Consider the following 17,256-nt stretch of genomic DNA (forward strand, 5'->3'; position numbering starts at 1 on the left):
TGTTTTTCTTTTTCCTTTCCGTTGTGTTTGCGATTGGGGGGGGGCGGGGGGGGGGGGGGGCGGCGCGCCCCCGCGCCGGCTTCAGTTGGCCAGGCTGAAGTCGCCGCCGAGGGATGCGGCGATCTTGTCGACGCCGGTCAGCGCGGTGAGCGAGGTGACGGGGGTGCGGCTGTCGGTGGTGGTGCCGTTGCCGAGTTGGCCGGAGCCGTTGTTGCCCCAGGAGCGGACGGTGTTGTCGCCGAGCAGGGCGATGCTGTGTTCGCGGCCGCCGGCGATCAGCTGGACGCCGGTGAGGCCGGGGACCGGGACGGGGATGATCCGGTAGTCGGTGGTGCCGTCGCCGATCTGGCCGGAGGTGTTCTGGCCCCAGGCCTTGAGCTTGTTGTCACTGTCGGTGACGGCAAGGCTGTGGTGGGCTCCGGCCGCGATCCCGGAGACCCCGCCGAGCCAGCTGCCCTGGGTGTCGACCGGGGTGAAGCGGTTGATGGTGGTGTTGTCGCCGAGCTGGCCGGTGGCGTTGTAGCCCCACGCCTTCACCGCGTTGCCACTGGTGGGCCTGCTGGAGCTGCTCGGCGGGCCGACCAGGGCCAGGTTGTGGGCGGCGCCGGCGGCGATCCGGGTCACACCGGTCAGGTTGTTCACCGGGGACGGCACGTTACGGCTCGCCGAAGTGCCGTCTCCGAGCTGACCGTTGATGTTGTGGCCCCAGGCCCACACGGTGCCGTCCTCGCGCAGCGCCAGGCTGTGATTGAGTCCGGCGGCGATCGCGATCACCTTGTCGAGTCCCTCGACCCGGACCGGGACGCTGCTGTCGACGTTGGTGCCGTTGCCGAGCTGGCCGTGGTTGTTGCGCCCCCAGGCGACCACGGTCCGGTCGGCGAGCAGTGCCAGGCTGTGCACTCCGCCCGCGGCGACGTCGGTGGCATCGGAGAGGTTGACGACCTGGCCGGGCGCGTTGTGGCTGAACACCGAGCCGTCGCCGAGCTGCCCCGACCCGTTGGCGCCCCACGTCTGCACCGTGCGGTCGGTCAGCAGGGCCAGCCCGAAACCTGTGGCGGCGCCGCTCCCCCCGGCGGCGATCTTCACCACCTCGGCGCTCGTCAGCCCCAGCACGGTGGTGGCCGTCGTACGGAAGTCCGTCCAGGTGCCGTCGCCGAGCTGACCTGCGCGGTTGTTGCCCCAGGACTTGAGCCGCTTCTCCTGCACTTCATCTCCTCATCGGGTGTGCTGCCATGCGGGAATTCGGCCGCGCCGGGCGTGGCCGCGGAGGCTGCCACCAGGACGCGGCGGCGTTGCCTCCCGACAGGCCGCTCCTGCCCGGCCCTCTCCGCAGGCTCTCGAACGCATCATCGGCGACGAGCGATCAGAACTCGGGGCACCGATCTCGATCTTCACTCGAACAGGTGATCTTTCGGCGTTTCCCGGCACACCGGGCCGTCTCGCGCCGCGCACACGCGCCCCTTGTCGGCGCTCTTGACGACGGCCCGACGGCCCGGCACCACGTGGGTGCCGGGCCGTCGGGTGGGGTGTGGGGGCGCGGGTTACTTGGGCATCTCGTTCCAGAGCTGCTGGGCGCTCTTGCCGGTGAGCTGGACCCAGATCTGGTCGTTGTAGTTCGTGGTGTTCAGCAGGTGTGCCAGGTCGGGCTTGTTGTAGGCCTTCGAGACGTAGTCGATGAACCGGGCGGTGGCCTGGTAGCCGCTGTCGTAGTTGGAGTCCGGGCCGAAGTGCTGGGCGCCGGTGCCCGGCTGGAAGTTGTAGTCGCGCACCCAGTCCGCCAGGCCCTCGCCCAGCCACCACTTGCCGGAGAACGGGCTGTCCCAGACCGCGACGTGCACGGCCTCGTGCACCAGGAAGCCGGTGTCACCCTGGTTGCCGCGGGTGTAGCCGATGTTGACGTGGACCTCCTTGACGCCGTTGCTGGGGTTCACCGTGGTGAACGCGGGGTTGTCGGTCAGCTTCGGGTCGAAGATGATCTTGAAGTAGCTGGGGGCGGCGAAGGCTCCCTTGGTGATCAGGTTGGAGATCGTCGGGTAGTAGTCCGCGACGGTCCTCTTCTGCTGCTCCAGCCACGGCCCGAGGTCCGGGGCCTGCGAGTAGTCGAGGTCGATGCTCGGGCGGCCGGCGGTCGGCGGGGTGGTGGCGCCGTTGCGGTCGAGGTTCCAGGACTGCGCCAGGTCCCCCGCGTTGCAGGCGGCCACCTTGGCGTTCAGGTCCGCGCCACGGGCGAGGCAGAGGTTGCTGTCCGAGACGCTGTGCAGCAGCCAGGCCCGGCCGTTGCCCGCCGAGGCGCTCTCCAGCCACCACTTCTGGTTGTCCGTGCCGACGTAGTTCCAGGCACCGACGGTGTTCTTGACCCGGTCCCGGTCGACGGCGTTGTTGGTACCGGGCACCTTGACCGACCAGGTGCCGTTGCCCTCGTCCCTGACCGTCCAGACCTGCTGGGCGGAGGACTCGTTCCAGTCGCGGACCACCACGTTGGAGGCGTTGTTGCGGCTGTCCCACTGCAGGGCGCCGCCCGCGTAACTGGAGATGCGGTAGTCGGCGCCGCTGGACGGGAGCGACTCGGCCGCACTTGCGGTCCCGGCGCCGAAGGCCATCCCGGACACGACGGTCGCGGCGGACAGGACGACGGCGGCGGCCGTACGACGGGTGAACATCTCGGGGCTCTCCTCTCGGGCGGTTCCCCCCTGGAACCGGCCTGCGCTCATGCCACCGGGCCGCGGTAGACGCGGCGTCAACGCTCCCGTCAACGGGTGCGTTGACAGGCCGTCGACTCGGTGGTGTTCACCCGAGGGTCCAGGCCTCCTGCCAGATGGCTCCTCACTCGCGGACGCCCGCGCCCTCGACCGCCCGCCGACGGGTCGCCCGCCGCCACCGGTGTCGCCCGCACCCGCCGCTCTATGCGAGCTCCCGGTCCGCCCCCGCGGCACGGAAGGCGGGATAGCCCGGTAGCGGAGCCGCATCCCACTCCCGGGCGGCCTTGCGCAGCAGTTGTCGCACGGTCTGCGCGAATGCCGGGAACTCCTCCAGCGTGCTCGCCACCTGCCAGCGGTGCCTGAGGACCTGGCGCCTGGTCGCCACGGGTCGACGCGTCTTGTGCATCGGTCCGTCCTCCACCGTGCGCGGCAGCAGGCGCACGGTCGCGTTCACCGTCCAGACCGTGACGGCCTGCCGCATCCCGGCCTGCCACACCGCATCCTCGGCCAACGCCGGGTACACCGCGACGACCTCCGCCCGGTAAGCCTCCTCGACCTTCCGTGAGATCCCCGCCCGCAAGGCGAAGACGCACCAGCAGGTGGAGAACGGCATCCGGCAGTACGCGGCCGTCAGAAACACCGACTGGTAGCACGCGGCCTCGAAGTCGAGCAGCCGCAGCCCCTGCGGCGTGAGCAGGTTGTTGTCAGGGCAGGTGTCGCCCGGGGTGAACGCCGGGTACTCCTCCCCGCCCGCCGTTCCGATGCGAGCGAGTTCCTCACACAGCCCGGCGGGAACCGCAACACCGGCCGCGTCGAGCACCGCGGGCAAGGCAGCCACACCCCGCGCGATCCACGGCTCGTCATCCCAGGCGGTCATCCCCGCGCCGTACCGGTCCCACAACTGCCTGAACTCGACTCGCCGATGCACCGACTTCGCAGCCAGCCGCCCGAGCTCGCGCGCCCAGGTCACCAGGCCTTCCCCGGCGGCCTTCGAGTCGCTTCCCAGCAGCACATCCGCCAGCGTCGGCGAATCACCGAGGTCCGCCATGACCAGCAGCGGCACCTTCGGGTCCACCCCCAGCACCTCGGGACCGGCAAGGCCGAACGAGAGCCCGGCCGCCTCCGCAGCGAAGCAGCGCCGAGCCTCCGGCTCGTCGGTGTAGGCCTTGACGATCACACTCTCCCCGGAACCGGTCCGGCAGCGCAGCACCCTGCTGCGCCGGCTTCCGCCCAAGTCGACGGGCTCGGACAGCTCCGTGTCCAACAGCTCTGCAGCGGCACGCAATATCCAATCCACCCGGGCATCCTGCCACCACGGCCGCGACCGTCGCGCACCGGTGAACGGTCCGTCCGATGCCCGCCAGGATCGCTCCGGCGCCGGCGGGGCGGTGGCATGCCGCGTACTGACTGTCGGATCCGTGCCAGGCCCGGCCAACGCGAGCCCCCGAGGGGCAATGCGACTCGCCGAAAGTCGGATGCTTTTCGTCCTCGGACTCTGGCACGCTCGGTGCGGCGCAGCCGAGTTGAGCAGTCGCCCCATACTGATGTTCCGTACGAGGAAGCATAGTTGACGCTGAGGAAGAAAGGGTCGCGCCTGATCACCATCGACGGGGTGGTGTACCGGTGGCGGGTACACGGTGGTGTCCGCTGCTGCATCGCGTGCACATGGGGCCGGTCCGATTTCGCGGTCCAGCGGGTCGACCGGACGGGCCCGGTGCTTCTGGCAGCCACGTCAGCGTTCCCCGTCGTGCCGTCCATCGTCGAGGCGGGAGTTCGCGCCGCGCTCGGTCAAGGATGGCAATCTACCGGGGCAGGGCCCGCTTTCCGCCTGCGGGAGCTGGTTTAGAGCGGAGGCGAAGCCCCGGTCTGCGGCATCGGATCGGCCACCGGCAGGTCGACACGACTCCGCGTAGCGCGACGCGCTCGACCACCCGACCGGGAGCGGCCCGTGCCGTGCGTCCCGGGAGCGGCTGCCGACCGGATGGCGACGGCGCCTGCTCCACCCGCCTGTCCGTGATCGGGTCCGACGGCAGGAGGCCCTGGCAGAGCACCTCAAGGGGTGGCAGTCTCGATGGCAGAATGACGGGATGGTGACGAATCAGCCGTGGGCAGGGCTTCACGGTGACCTGCTGGCGGCGAAGGCATTGGTGTACGACCCGAGCGGTTTGGCCTGTTCGCCCCCGGTGGCCGAACCGGAGAGCGCCGAATACGCGGCCTGCCGGTTCACCATCGACGGCCGCTCGGTCCGGTTCCGCGCGGCCAAGACCACCCCGACGAAGGTGGGCCAGTTCGTCACCGTGTGGTTGCGCTCCGAGGAGGGACCGATCCGGCCCTTCGACGCCGACGACGGGGTGGACCTCTTCGTCATCAGCTGCCGTGACGACAACGGCTTCGGGCAGTTCGTCCTCCCACGCGAGGTGCTGTGCGAGCGCGACATCGTCTCCCGCAACGGCTCCGGCGGGAAACGGGGGTTCCGCGTCTACCCGCCCTGGGTGACCACGACCAACCGGCAAGCGCGCAGCACGCAGGCCTGGCAGGTGAAGCACTTCTTCCACATCGGCCAGAACGGGCCCGCCGACCTGACGCACGCCCGCACCCTCTACCACCCGTAGCCGCCCGCCGCCCGGTGCGCCTGCGCGTCTGTCGGGGTGACATCCGGGCGCGGCCCGCCCGGGGCGGCTGGCCGCGCTCTGGTACGACGGGTCTGATGTCCGCGCCGGCGGTGCGTTCCCCCCGTCCGCCGGCCGTCCCGGAGGAGAGATCGCCGTGCCCGTGCCCACCACCTTCGACCACCAGGCGAAGAACTACAGCGTCCCGCACGCCTACTGGCTGGCGAAGGCATCCGAACTCGCCTACCAGGACGAGGCCGCCATCGAACAGCAGGCCCGCGACTGGGGCTTCGACCGGGTGCGTCACCACCAGACCCGGTTCACTCCGCCCTTCCCGCTGGAGGACACCCAGGCCTACACCATGGCCAGCGACCACATGATCGTCACGGCGTTCCGCGGCACCCAACCGGCCGAGATCCGCGACTGGCTCTCCGACTCCTCCACGCCGCCCTGGCCCGGCCCCGCCCGCACCGGCTACGTCCACTACGGCTTCGCCGAAGCCCTGGAGTCGGTCTTCCCTGACGTCCGGGACGCCCACGCCCAGCTGCGCACCAACGGCCAGACCGTGTGGTTCACCGGCCACAGCCTCGGCGGAGCCCTGGCCATGCTGGCCGGCGCCCGGTTGTACCTGGAGGACCCACGTCTCCAGGCCGACGGCATCGTCACGTTCGGGCAGCCCCGCACCTGTGACCGGCTGCTCGCCGCCGCCTGCAACGAGGGCTTCAAGGGGCGCCTGTACCGGTTCGTCAACAACAACGACATCGTGCCCCAGCTGCCGCCGGAGCCGGCCTACACCCATGTCGAGGCGCTGAAGTACATCGACTCCTCGGGCCGGCTCCACGACTCCATGGGCCTGGTCGCCGGGCTCGCCGACCGCGCCAAGGGCCTGACCGCCGACGCGTTCGCTCCGGCCACGGCCGGTGTGCGCGACCACGCGATGAAGCGTTACCTCGCGGCCCTGGAACAGAACCTCGCCTGACGGAGTCAGGCCCTGCGGGCGGGGCGGGCGCCGGTGGGTCCACGGCCGGCAGGCCGGGCCCGGCGAGCAGAGCCGGGCCGAGGGTCGAGTGAACCTATGGTACGAACAGCCTCCCCCCGGTAGCGATGCACACACGACCGTGTGTGGATGGTGACGGGCCGCCACACCACGGCCGTCCGATCCACCCTCACCACGCACCTCGAAGGATTCCACCCATGCGTACCGCGCACCGCATCCTGGCCGTCTCCGTCCTCAGCCTCCCGCTCGTCATCGGCGCGGCGACCACCGCCTCCGCCGCCGCGCCCGACAACATCCCCACCCTCAACTTCGACAGCGGCGCGTTCGCCGTCGGCCCGAACGGCAGCGCCCTCCAGGTCACCGACGCCCAGTTCGGCCCCTGCGGCTCCTCCTTCCTCACCGGCGCCGTCGCGGTCGGCCCGGGCGGCGTCGCGGGCAACGCCACCGAGACCGGCATCGGCATCGGCGGGCAGGGCTGACCCCACCCGCACCCGCACCACGGCTGCCCCGGGAGCACCTCGCCCCGGGGCAGCCGCCCATCCGAACCGGGACAGACCGTCCACCGCCTGGTGCGTGGTCACCGAGCGGCCCGGGCCGGGCAGGCAGGCTGGTGCCAGGTCGTCCGGACCACCTGGCCGCCGGGCAGCCTGTGCTCGCTGTTCCAGGTCCGGCAGCACCCGGCGGCAGGTCGACGCGGCCCGGACGGCACCGCGGACCCGACGGCCTGGCGGACGGGCACGGGCGCGAAGGCCGGCTTGCCGGGGCGGCCCCGGCGGCGCCTGGTGGAGGAAGTCGTCATGCCCGCCGTTCTGCCACCCCCGGCCCCCGTCCAACCCCGCCTCACCCGAACGGATGAGCAGCCCGGCCTGTCTACAGGTCCCGCACGAGGATCATGATCATCTGGGGCTGCTGGTTGACCTTGGCGAGGACGTTCTGACCGGCGTTCACGAGGATGTTGGCCTGGATGTACTGGGCGGTGGCCGCCGCATAGTCGGTGTCCGTGATGCGGGAGCGCGCGGCGCACAGGTCGGTCACCGTGGCGTTGAGGGTGTTGATGTCGGACTGGAACCGGTCCGGTGAGGAGCCGAGGTCCCCGCGCAGGGAGTTGAGCGTGTCGAGGGCGCCGGCGGCCGCGGCGAGAGGGTTGAGGTACACCTTGCCGTTGTTGAGCACGTCCACGGGCTCCGAGCGGTCCGGGTAGCCGGTGTACACGCCGTCCTTCAGCAGGGCGTAGTGGAGTGTGCCGTCGCTGTCGCCGATGTACGAGACCAGGGTTCCTGCTTCGGGTCGCGGCCACGGGACGTCCGCGGGGAGCGGTGTGCCTTCGGGCACGGTGGTCACGACCGTCCTGGTGACATCGAGGCCGGTCAGGCCCAGAGTCGAGGTGCTCATCCTCTGCATGTCGACGAGGACGACGTTGCCGTCCATCGGACCGATCTGAAAACTGTAGGACCGGTCCTTGCCCAGCACGTGGTTTCCGTTGAACTGGGTCTGCTGCCCGATCGTGTCGATCCCGCCGAGGCACTGCTGGATTTCCTGCTGGACGGCCTGGCGGTTGGCCTGGCTGTACGTGCCGTTGAGGGCCTCGGTCGCCAGCAGGCTGATGCGGTCGATGAGCTTCTCCACCTCGGCCAGCGCGCCTTCGGTGACCTGGGTGAGGGAGATGCCGTCGTTGGCGTTTCGGGCCGCCTGCCCGGAGTTGACGATGGTCAGGGTCATGTTCGAGGCGACGGCCATACCTGCGGCGTCGTCCGCGGCGGAGTTGATCCTGTACCCGGAGGACAGTTTCTTCGCGAGGTCGGTCTGGTTCGTGCCGTTGACCGCCAGGTAGCTGGCGGCGTAGAGCGACGCGGTGTTGGTGGCGGGGGACTCCATGTGGTCTTCCTTTGCGAGGGGGCCGGTCGGTCGGTGAGGCGGTGGGCGGGTCAGACGGACGGGCCGGCGGCGGCGCCGGGGGCTTCCTGCGCCAGCACCATCCACAGGGCGAGCAGGTCGACCTCGCCGCCCGGGGAGATCGCGTCGACGAACTCGGGCAGGAAGGCGGCCAGGCCCTTCGCCGCCTCGTTCTCGCCCTGGCCCGTCGCCCGGGCGATCCGGATGACGGTGTCGTGCCCGAGGGCCCGGTCCAGGTCCTCGCCGGTGACCGGCTCGTTGGGGCCGTCGCCCAGCCAGGAGGCGGCCTGAGGGAGGCGGGCCGTCAACTCCTTGGTGTCGGCGGCGATCTGCCGGGCCGCGGCCAGCTGGTCCGGGGTCAGGTCCGCGATCCGGCCCACCGCCCTGAACAGCGCGATCTCCTCGGCCGGGATGGCGGCCACCAAGGGCGGGATCTCCTCGGCCAGGGCCGCCGCCGCCTCGGCCTCGCTCACCCCGGCGCGCTCCGCCAGGGCGGTCAGCACGCCGGACGGCAGGTGCGCGGCCACCTCCTCGCCACTGACGGACTCGTTGGCGCCCTCACCGGCCCAGGAGTCGAACTTGCCAGCGGTCTCCGGCGCCTTGGCCAGTGCCGCCAGCAGCGTGCCCAACACCGGCGCCGTGTCCGTCTTCTCGCTCATCGTGCCCCTCCGTGTTCGATCGATCTTGCGGGGGCGACGCTACTGAAGGTAGTCGGCGCGACACCAGGGGTGATTCCAGCCAGCAGATCCTGACGGATGACCGGATCGGAGCGGAGCACGCAGACGCCCGCGAATCCCGCTCCCGGCCCTGGATGAACCCTCGGCGGGCGACCCCCCCCCTCGCGCCCGCCTCCTTACGCCGTTCATTCAACGGCGAGTTCACGCGCCATCCGGCGCGGGCAACTGGCGGGGCATCGGACCTGTCGCGGGTTCACAGCTGGTGCCGCAGCGAGATAAACGCCGCCAGGCCGCCCGTTCATCGTTTGTCTACCACCTGCTGTCAACGTGCCCCGGTACAGCTGTGAAGTTTCAAGGAGTTTCTCAATGGCACACCCGGGCACGACCGCCTCACCGACCGAACGGCGAATACCGTGGCGACCACGATGGGCGTACACGGCGGTCGTGCCGCTGTTCGCCCTCCTGGCGGGGCTCATCGGCGCGTTCCCGATACCCGCGCACGCGGTGGGCCCCGTCGCTCCGCCGCAGGCCGTACCGGCGACCGTTCAGGAACACTCGGCCGCGACCTACAACAATCAGTACGGCACCAGATGGCAGAGTGAGATCTTCAATCTCGCCCAACAGGTTGACGTTCTCGCGCTGCAGGAAATCCGGGACGTGGATCCGGATTTTCCGGACATCGTGCCCGAAGCATCGATCAACACGAACGGCTTCGAGGTCCAGAGGTACCGATGGGACGCCTTTCCCGACTGGATGGGCGGCACTCGCACCATCTACCGGGTCAGGTCAGACAATAGAGAGCGCTCGCTGGCCCTCGTGGTGTCGCGGAACGTCGACAACGCTGCGGCACCCGTGGTGAGAGTCATTCCGCCTCAGCCGGAGAACAACGGCCAGGTGACCAACGATGCCAAGCCCATCCTGGGCGTCAAGCTCGCGGACGGCACGTGGTACTACTCCATGCACGCCACCAACAGGGCAACAGGCTTCCAGGAGCGGAACAACGTGCCGGCCGCCATCCAGGCGGTCACGGCGACGGGCGACGCGAACTGGGCCTTGATGGGCGACTTCAACCGCGAGCCCGGGTCGCTGTCGATGGCGCAGGTGTACGGCGATGGTCGTCGGCTCGTCAGCTCCGGCATGATGACCTACCCCATGAAGCTCCCGACCTCCGAACTCGACTACATGATCGCCCGGGGGCTGCCGGCCGACCACCAGTACACGGCGCGTCGCCTCAGCTACGTGGAGGAATCGGACCACTATCCGGTGATGTTCAGCAAGGACCCGCTGCGTCGCAAGGACGAGACCTGTCGGCCGATCCCCCCGATCCGGCCCCGCGCGGCGGCCGCGTCCATGACCTCTCTCGCGGCGGCCGGCGTCCCGGCTGACGCCCCGGTCGGCGTCCCGGCCGACAGCGCGCCGTCGACGGCCTCCGCTTCCGCCGCCACAGCCCGGGAGCCGCAGCACGGGAAGGTCTCCGTCCTGACCTCCGGAGCCGCCGGCCTGGTCGCCGACGTGCCGGACGCCGCGCCCGCTCCGGGCAGCCCGGTACGGGCCGCCGCCCCCGACTGCTCCGCCGGGCAGAGCTGGGCGACCTGGCAGAAGTCGGACGACACCTGGGTGATCGAGACCGGCCGGACCAACGGCACCACCCCGGCCGGACAGGGCAGCGTGCTCAGCGTCCCCGCGTACGGTGACCGGCTGGCCGTGCGGCCGATCGAGAACGACGCGACGAGCGGCAAGCCCGACGGCAGCCCCGGCCAGCGCTGGCGCTTCGTCGCCGACGGCGCGGGCGGCTACCGCATCACCACGGCCACCGACGGCCGTTGCCTCACCCTGGACGGCAACGCGCTGACGGTGGCGCCGTGCGACGGCTCGGACCGGCAGGGCTGGCACCTGTCCGTGCCGTGCTCCGGCGTCGGCCACACCGTCCCCGGCTTCCCCGACCTGCCGTGGCCGACCGTCGCGGACCGCCCCGAGGTGACCTGGCCGTCGCTGCCAGGGCACCCGGCGATCCCGTGGCCGTCCGTCCCGGGCTTCCCGGGCGTCCCGATGCCCGGCCACCCCGACCTGCCTGAGCTGCGCTGGCCCGGCTTCCCCGCTCTGCCCACCACGGCGTGGCCCGCCATCTCCGGCCACCCCGAGGCGACCTGGCCGGCCGTCCCCGGCTCCCCGGCCGTCCCGTGGCCCGCCATGCCGGGCCACCCCGGCGTCCCGTGGCCGGTGCTGCCGCTGCCCGGCAACGGCAACGACGACGGCAAGGCCCTGATCCCCGGGCTGCCGAGCGCCGCCGACCCGGCGATCCCGGGGCACCCGGACCTGGCCTGGCCCACCGTGCCGGGCTTCCCGCAGGTGAAGTGGCCCTCGGTGCCCGGCTCGCCGAACGTGCCGTGGCCGGGCCACCCCGACCTGCCGGACGCGCCGGGGACGGGCGGGCCCTCGCTTCCGGACGTCACCTGGCCGACGCTCCCGGGCAGCCCGCTCTGGCGCTGGCCGTCCGTCCCCGGGTTCCCCACCGTCCCGTGGCCCTCGCTGCCGGGGCTGCCGGACGTCCCGTGGCCCGCGACCACCGGCTTCCCGAACGACCCCGCCGCCTGGTCGAACCCGCCCAAGTCGCCGGAGGAGCCTCCCAAGTGCAAGCGGAAGGACCCGCCGGACGGCAACACCCCGGGCGGTGACAACGGTTCCACCGGCGGCCGTCCGCCGGTGCCCGCGCCTCCGGGAATCTCACTGCCCTGGTTCCCCGCGCTGCCCATGTTCCCGCCGATCTTCGGCGGCCCGTCGACTCCCAGCGGCCCCAACGGCGGCACTGGGCCCAACAGCGGTACCGGCCCCAACGGCGGCAGTGGCAACGATGCCGGCGCCGGCGCCTACCTCCAGCCGGGCACCGGGGACGCCCTCGTACCCGACGTCCGCGGCTCCAGCACCGTGGCGGGCAACGCCGTCCAGGCCTACGAGCCGAACGGCACCGATGCGCAGAAGTGGGTGTTCTGGGACCGCGGCAACGGGAACTGGTCGATCGAGACCCGGCTCACCTACAACCGCGCCTCCGCCGCCGAGCGCATGCTGCTGGCCCACGACACCGGCCGGCACGAGAGCGTGCTCGCACCGGCCGCCGCGGACGGGCAGCCCGGCCAGCTGTGGCAGTTCAAGGACGCCGGGGGCGGCTGGACGAACGTCGTCAGCGCGGCCGGCGGCTGCCTGACCCAGCGCGGCGCGCACGAGGTACTGGCCGTCCGCGACTGCGACGGCAGCGCGCAGCAGAAGTGGAAGCTCTCCGGCACCGTGCCGACGGCCGGGGGCGGCAACGGCAACAACGGCGGCAGCACGGGCGGTGGCAACACGGGCGGTGGCAGCACCGGCGGCCAGCCGCCGCTGGGCGCCGGTGGTACGCAGCCCGCGCACAACCGGACGGTGGTGCTGCAGTCGGGCAACGGCGGCCTGCTCGCGGACCTCGACGGCGCCAACACCGCCGCCGGGACGCGCATCAAGGCGCAGGGCCGCAACGGCAACGACGCGCAGAAGTGGACGCTGTGGCAGAAGCCGGACAGCCAGTGGCTGATCGAGACGAAGCTCGGCGGCGGCATGGTGATGGACCACAACCCCACCACCCACCGCACGCACCTCATCGGTGCGCAGGAGGGCAACGCCAACCAGCTGTGGCGGTTCGCCGACGCCGGGGGCGGCTGGTTCACGGTCGTCAGCGCCGCCGGCAACGGCTGCCTCACGGCGGCGGCCGACGGTGCGGAGCTGGCGATCCTCGGCTGTGACGGCACCAACGCCCAGAAGTGGCGCCTGACCGAGGCCGTCGACAACCCGTCGACCGGCGGCGGCAACGGTGGTACCGGTGGCAACAGCGGTGGCAGTGGTGGTGGCAGTGGTGGTGGCGGGAACTCCGGCGACGCGGCCGCGGTGCCGGTCTACTCGGCGCTGCCGTCCAAGTGCCTGGACGTCACCGCCGGCAACACCGCGAACAACACCCCGATCGACCTCTACGACTGCAACAACACCGCCTCCCAGCAGTGGACCCCGACCGCGACCAGCGGCGGGCTCGTCCTGAAGGCGTTCGGCAAGTGCCTGGACGTCGCCGCCGGCAACACCGCCGGCGGCACCCGGGTGGGCCTGTACGACTGCAACGCCAGCGCGGCGCAGAACTGGCGCCAGGGCGCGGACTCCTCCCTGGTCAACCCGAACTCGGGCAAGTGCCTCGACGTCGTGGCGGGCAACTCCGCGAACGGCACCGCACTGCAGATCTGGGACTGCAACGCCAGCGACGCGCAGCGCTGGGGCCTGGGCACCGTCCCGCCGCGCGCCCCGCAGCAGCCCGCGCAGCAGCCCGGCACCACCCCGGTGGTGAGCCCCGGCGTCGGTTCGTCGCAGGTCGCCACCCTGCGCTCGGCGAACAACACCATGGTCGCGGACCTCGACGGCGCGAACACCGCCTCCGGCACCTCGATCAAGGCGCTCGGCGCGAACGGCAACAACGCGCAGCGCTGGGCGTTCTGGCCCACCGCGAACGGGCGCTGGATCATCGAGACGCTGCTGACCGACGGCAAGGCCGCGGCCGGCCAGGGCATGGTCATGGACCACGACCCGGGCACCCACCGCGCCCACCTGATCCGGACGATGGACGGCAACGCCAACCAGCACTGGGCGTTCCACGACGCCGGAGGCGGCTGGTTCTGGATCACCAGCGACGCCGACAACGGCTGCCTGACCGCCAACAACGCCGGTGAGCAGCTGGGCATCTGGGCCTGCGACGGCTCGGACCGCCAGCGCTGGCGGCTCGACAACATCCAGAACGGACCCACCCCTGGCGGCGGCTCCAGCGGAGGCGGCGGCGGTGGGAACACCGGCGGCTCGTCCGGCGGCGGCGGGAACGCCGGCGGGAACAACGGCGGCTCGACGGGCGGAGGTTCGACCGGCGGCGGGAACGCCGGCAGCGGGGGAACCCCGCAGGCGCCCGGGGGCAGCGGGGTTCGCCACGGCGTCACCACCGTCCTGCGCTCCGGCAACAGCGGCCTGGTCGCGGACCTCGACGGCGCCAACACCGCCGGCGGCACCCGGATCAAGGCGCAGGGCCGCAACGGCAGCGCCGCACAGCAGTGGATGCTGTGGCAGAAGCCCAACAACCAGTGGCTGATCGAGACGAAGTTCGCCGGGGCGATGGTGATGGACCACAACCCCAGCACCCACCGCACCCACCTCACCAGCGCCCAGGAGGGCAACGCCAACCAGCTCTGGCGCTTCCAGGAGAGCCAGAACCTGCCCGGCTGGTACCGGATCGTCTCCGCGGCCGACAACGGCTGCCTCACCGCCGTCAACGGCAACGAGGACCTCGCCGTCTGGGCCTGCACCTCCTCCACCGCCCAGTGGTGGGAGCTCGACGACTCGACGTTCACCGGAGGCGGCGGGAACACCGGCGGCGGTGGTACCGGCGGAGGCGGAGGCGGGAACCCCGGAGGCGGGAACCCCGGAGGCGGAGGCGGAAGGGACCCGCGCTTCCCGGACGGCATGCAGCTCCCCCCGGTCTGCAACGGGCGGCAGTCCTCCGGTTCGTGGATGTGGCACGGGGACACCCTGTGCCCGGGGCAGAGCCTGGAGTCCAGGGCGGCGGAGCAATCCACCCGGCTCGTCATGCAGCAGGACGGCAACCTCGTCGCCTACTACACGCAGGGCGACGCCATCGGCGACCACACCTGGGCCGTATGGGAGTCGAAGACCGTGGGCTGCGGGGCCAAGGCCGTCATGCAGGACGACGGGAACCTCGTCGTCACCGCCGCCGACGGGCGGGTCTGCTGGGCATCGGGAACCAATGGCCGCAACGGCGCCTGGCTGATGGTCAGCCCCTTGGGTGACATCCAGATCCTGCAGGCCGGCGACGCCACCGGCGCCGCCATCGACGGGGCCCGCGCGGTGGCCGCCGCAGGGAAGGGCGACTTCCTGGAGGCCTTCATCTACGCGCTGCAGGCGATCATCAAGGGCGTCCCGAAGGTGCAGTGGCAGACGAACACCGGACACCCGCGCCTGGTGCCGCCCAAGTGCGTCGTGACAGGAGGCCGGGTCATCCCCTGCACCTGACCTTCCTCCCACGGGTGGCCCGCGTGCGCGCGGCACCCGCCGGGTGCGTCCGGACTCGCCGGCCTCTCGGAAGCCGGCCCGGTGGCCTCCACCCCGCTCTCGGGGTGGAGGCCACCGCCGTGTGCCCATCGCCACGTGACCACCGCCATGTGCCCGCCATGTGCCCGCCGTGTGCCCATCGCCGACGGCCTCGCCGGCCCGCTCCCGGAGGGGGCATGGCCAGGGGCGCGATTCAGCGGACCGGGGCGGCCCGCAGGGGGAAGTGGCAGGCGGCCAGGTGGTCGTCGGGGCCGAAGGCGGTCAAATGTGGCTCGACCTCCGCGCAGATCTGCTGCGCCGCCGCGCAGCGGGTGCGGAAGCGGCAGCCGGACGGCGGGTCGATCGCGGACGGGAGCTCCCCGGCGACGCCCCGGCTGCTCTTGGCCTTCTCCACCACCGGGTCGGCCACGGGGATGGTGTCCAGCAGGCCGCGGGTGTAGTGGTGCACCGGCCGGGCGTACACCGACGGCGCGGGGCCGATCTCCACCAGCTTGCCCAGGTACATCACGCCGATCCGGTCGGACAGGTACCGGACCACGGACAGGTCGTGCGAGATGAACAGGTACGACAGTCCGAGTTCGCCCTGAAGGTCGCTCATCAGGTTGAGCACCTGCGACTGGATCGACACGTCCAGGGCCGAGACGGGCTCGTCCGCGACGATGAGCTTGGGGCGCAGGGCCAGCGCGCGGGCCAGTCCGATGCGCTGGCGCTGGCCGCCGGAGAACTCGTGCGGGTAGCGGTCCAGGGCGGTGAGCGGCAGGCCGACCAGGTCGAAGATCTCCCTGATCCGCCGGTCGCGCTCGGCCTGGCCGTCGACCCGGTGGATGTCCAGCGGCTCGCGCATGATCGAGTGGACGGGCATCCGCGGGTTCATCGCCGCGTAGGAGTCCTGGAACATCAGCTGGACGTCCCGGCGCAGTCGGCGGCGCTCGGCCCGTGGCGCCAGGGCCAGGTCCCGGCCCTCGAACAGCAGGCTGCCGCTGGTGGGCCGCTCCAGGCCGACGATGAGCTTGCCGACGGTGGTCTTGCCGCAGCCGGACTCGCCGACCAGGCCGAGTGTCTCCCCCCGGCGGACCGTCAGGGAGATGTCGGCCACGGCGCTGACCGCGCCCACGGCCCGGCGCAGGATCAGGCCGCTGGTGACCGCGTACTGCTTGACCAGGTTCTCGATGCGCAGCAGCGGCTCGGCCGGCGCCTCCTCGGGCACCGCAGCGGCCCGCACCTCCGGGGCCCGTACGGCCGTCGCCGGGGAAGGTGCCACGGCCGCCGGGCGGCCGCCCTGCTCGGCCTCGCCGACCGGGAAGTAGCACGCGTAGCGGTGGTCCGGGGCGTCCCCGGACAGCGGCGGCTCCTGCGTGTGGCACTGCTCGGTGGCGTAGCGGCAGCGTGCGGCGAACCGGCAGCCGGGCGGCGGGGTGGTCAGGTCCGGCGGCAGGCCGGGGATCGAGTAGAGCCGGCCGCCGGACTCGGCGAAACGTTCCGGCAGCGATTCGAAGAGTGCCTCGGTGTACGGGTGGCGGGGGTGGGTGTAGAGCTCCTCGGTGCCGGTGGTCTCGACGACCTTCCCGGCGTACATGACGGCGATCCGGTCGGCCCGTCCGGCGATGACGCCGAGGTCGTGGGTGACCAGGATGACGGCCATGCCGAGCTGCTGCTTGAGGTGGTCGATGAGTTCGAGGATCTGCTTCTGGACGGTGACGTCGAGGGCGGTGGTCGGCTCGTCGGCGATGAGCAGTTTGGGCTCGTTGGCCAGGGCCATGGCGATCATGGCCCGTTGGCGCATCCCGCCGGACAGTTCGTGCGGGTAGACCAGGGCCCGCCGGGCCGGGCTGGGCATCCCCACCAGGGACAGCACCTCGACGGCGCGCTCGTGCGCCTCCTTCCGGGAGGCCCGGCGGTGGATGCGCACGGACTCGGAGATCTGCCGGCCGATGGTCATCGTCGGGTTGAGCGAGGTGGTCGGGTCCTGGAAGATCATCCCGATGTCGTTGCCGCGCACCCGGTCCATCTTCTCGGGGCCGAGCGCGAGCAGGTCGCGGCCGTCGAGCAGGACCCGGCCGTCGACGACGCTGCCGCCGTTGGGCAGCAGCTGCATGATCGACATGGCGGTCATGGTCTTGCCGCAGCCCGACTCGCCGACGATGCCGAGGGTCTCGCCCACGTCCACCGCGAGGTCGACGCCGTCCAGGGCGTGCACCACCGAGCGCTTCAGCCGGATCTCGGTGCGCAGGCCGGTCACTTCGAGGAGCGCCACTGCTGATCCT

General features: G+C 71.7%; 10 protein-coding genes. 4 read left to right on the plus strand and 6 right to left on the minus strand.

Going from position 1 to position 17,256, the window contains the following annotated elements; translation table 11 throughout:
• Positions 1-81: 81 nt before the first annotated feature.
• The 3 genes from ACFWPT_RS01895 to ACFWPT_RS01905 all read right to left on the minus strand — a co-directional run bounded on the left by ACFWPT_RS01895 (position 82) and on the right by ACFWPT_RS01905 (position 3,876).
• Positions 82-1,206, minus strand: a complete 1,125-nt coding sequence (locus ACFWPT_RS01895; protein WP_380478746.1) for an RCC1 domain-containing protein — start codon at positions 1,204-1,206, stop codon at positions 82-84.
• 335 nt (positions 1,207-1,541) lie between these two features.
• Positions 1,542-2,660, minus strand: a complete 1,119-nt coding sequence (locus ACFWPT_RS01900) for a basic secretory protein-like protein (RefSeq protein WP_380478748.1) — start codon at positions 2,658-2,660, stop codon at positions 1,542-1,544.
• A gap of 241 nt (positions 2,661-2,901) precedes the next feature.
• Positions 2,902-3,876, minus strand: coding sequence for a hypothetical protein (locus ACFWPT_RS01905; RefSeq protein WP_380478750.1), 975 nt, complete (start codon positions 3,874-3,876; stop codon positions 2,902-2,904).
• 910 nt (positions 3,877-4,786) lie between these two features.
• Between ACFWPT_RS01905 and ACFWPT_RS01910 the strand changes: the two genes are divergently transcribed.
• The 3 genes from ACFWPT_RS01910 (at position 4,787) to ACFWPT_RS01920 (ending at position 6,784) form a co-directional block, all read left to right on the plus strand.
• On the plus strand, positions 4,787-5,311 hold the full coding sequence (locus ACFWPT_RS01910) for a MepB family protein (protein ID WP_380478752.1): 525 nt from the start codon (positions 4,787-4,789) through the stop codon (positions 5,309-5,311).
• Positions 5,312-5,465: 154 nt separating this feature from the next.
• Entirely contained in the window at positions 5,466-6,287 is an 822-nt protein-coding gene (locus ACFWPT_RS01915; RefSeq protein ID WP_380478754.1) for a lipase family protein, read from the plus strand.
• Between the two features lie 215 nt (positions 6,288-6,502).
• Entirely contained in the window at positions 6,503-6,784 is a 282-nt protein-coding gene (locus tag ACFWPT_RS01920) for a hypothetical protein (RefSeq protein WP_380369153.1), read from the plus strand.
• Positions 6,785-7,175: 391 nt separating this feature from the next.
• On the opposite strand, the gene ACFWPT_RS01925 is transcribed toward ACFWPT_RS01920, so the two are convergent.
• Both ACFWPT_RS01925 and ACFWPT_RS01930 read right to left on the minus strand, forming a co-directional pair.
• On the minus strand, positions 7,176-8,180 hold the full coding sequence (locus ACFWPT_RS01925; protein WP_380478756.1) for a flagellin: 1,005 nt from the start codon (positions 8,178-8,180) through the stop codon (positions 7,176-7,178).
• Positions 8,181-8,230: 50 nt separating this feature from the next.
• Entirely contained in the window at positions 8,231-8,857 is a 627-nt protein-coding gene (locus ACFWPT_RS01930; RefSeq protein WP_380478758.1) for a YidB family protein, read from the minus strand.
• 912 nt (positions 8,858-9,769) lie between these two features.
• On the opposite strand from ACFWPT_RS01930, the gene ACFWPT_RS01935 reads away from it, so the two are divergent.
• On the plus strand, positions 9,770-14,953 hold the full coding sequence (locus ACFWPT_RS01935; protein WP_380478760.1) for an RICIN domain-containing protein: 5,184 nt from the start codon (positions 9,770-9,772) through the stop codon (positions 14,951-14,953).
• A 232-nt stretch (positions 14,954-15,185) separates the two neighbouring features.
• Here the strand turns inward: ACFWPT_RS01935 and ACFWPT_RS01940 are convergent, their stop codons facing one another.
• Positions 15,186-17,246, minus strand: coding sequence for a dipeptide ABC transporter ATP-binding protein (locus tag ACFWPT_RS01940; protein WP_380478762.1), 2,061 nt, complete (start codon positions 17,244-17,246; stop codon positions 15,186-15,188).
• Positions 17,247-17,256: the final 10 nt, after the last annotated feature.

This window comes from Kitasatospora sp. NPDC058478 (genome assembly GCF_042720345.1).
Taxonomy (GTDB): Bacteria; Actinomycetota; Actinomycetes; order Streptomycetales; family Streptomycetaceae; genus Kitasatospora.

What these genes read in the sequence shown, in the direction of transcription:
- ACFWPT_RS01910 (WP_380478752.1), top strand. Translation starts at nt 4,787, where the DNA reads ATGGTGACGAATCAGCCGTGGGCAGGGCTTCACGGTGACCTGCTGGCG.
- ACFWPT_RS01920 (WP_380369153.1), top strand. Translation starts at nt 6,503, where the DNA reads ATGCGTACCGCGCACCGCATCCTGGCCGTCTCCGTCCTCAGCCTCCCG.
- ACFWPT_RS01930 (WP_380478758.1), bottom strand. Translation starts at nt 8,857, where the DNA reads ATGAGCGAGAAGACGGACACGGCGCCGGTGTTGGGCACGCTGCTGGCG.
- ACFWPT_RS01900 (WP_380478748.1), bottom strand. Translation starts at nt 2,660, where the DNA reads ATGTTCACCCGTCGTACGGCCGCCGCCGTCGTCCTGTCCGCCGCGACC.
- ACFWPT_RS01925 (WP_380478756.1), bottom strand. Translation starts at nt 8,180, where the DNA reads ATGGAGTCCCCCGCCACCAACACCGCGTCGCTCTACGCCGCCAGCTAC.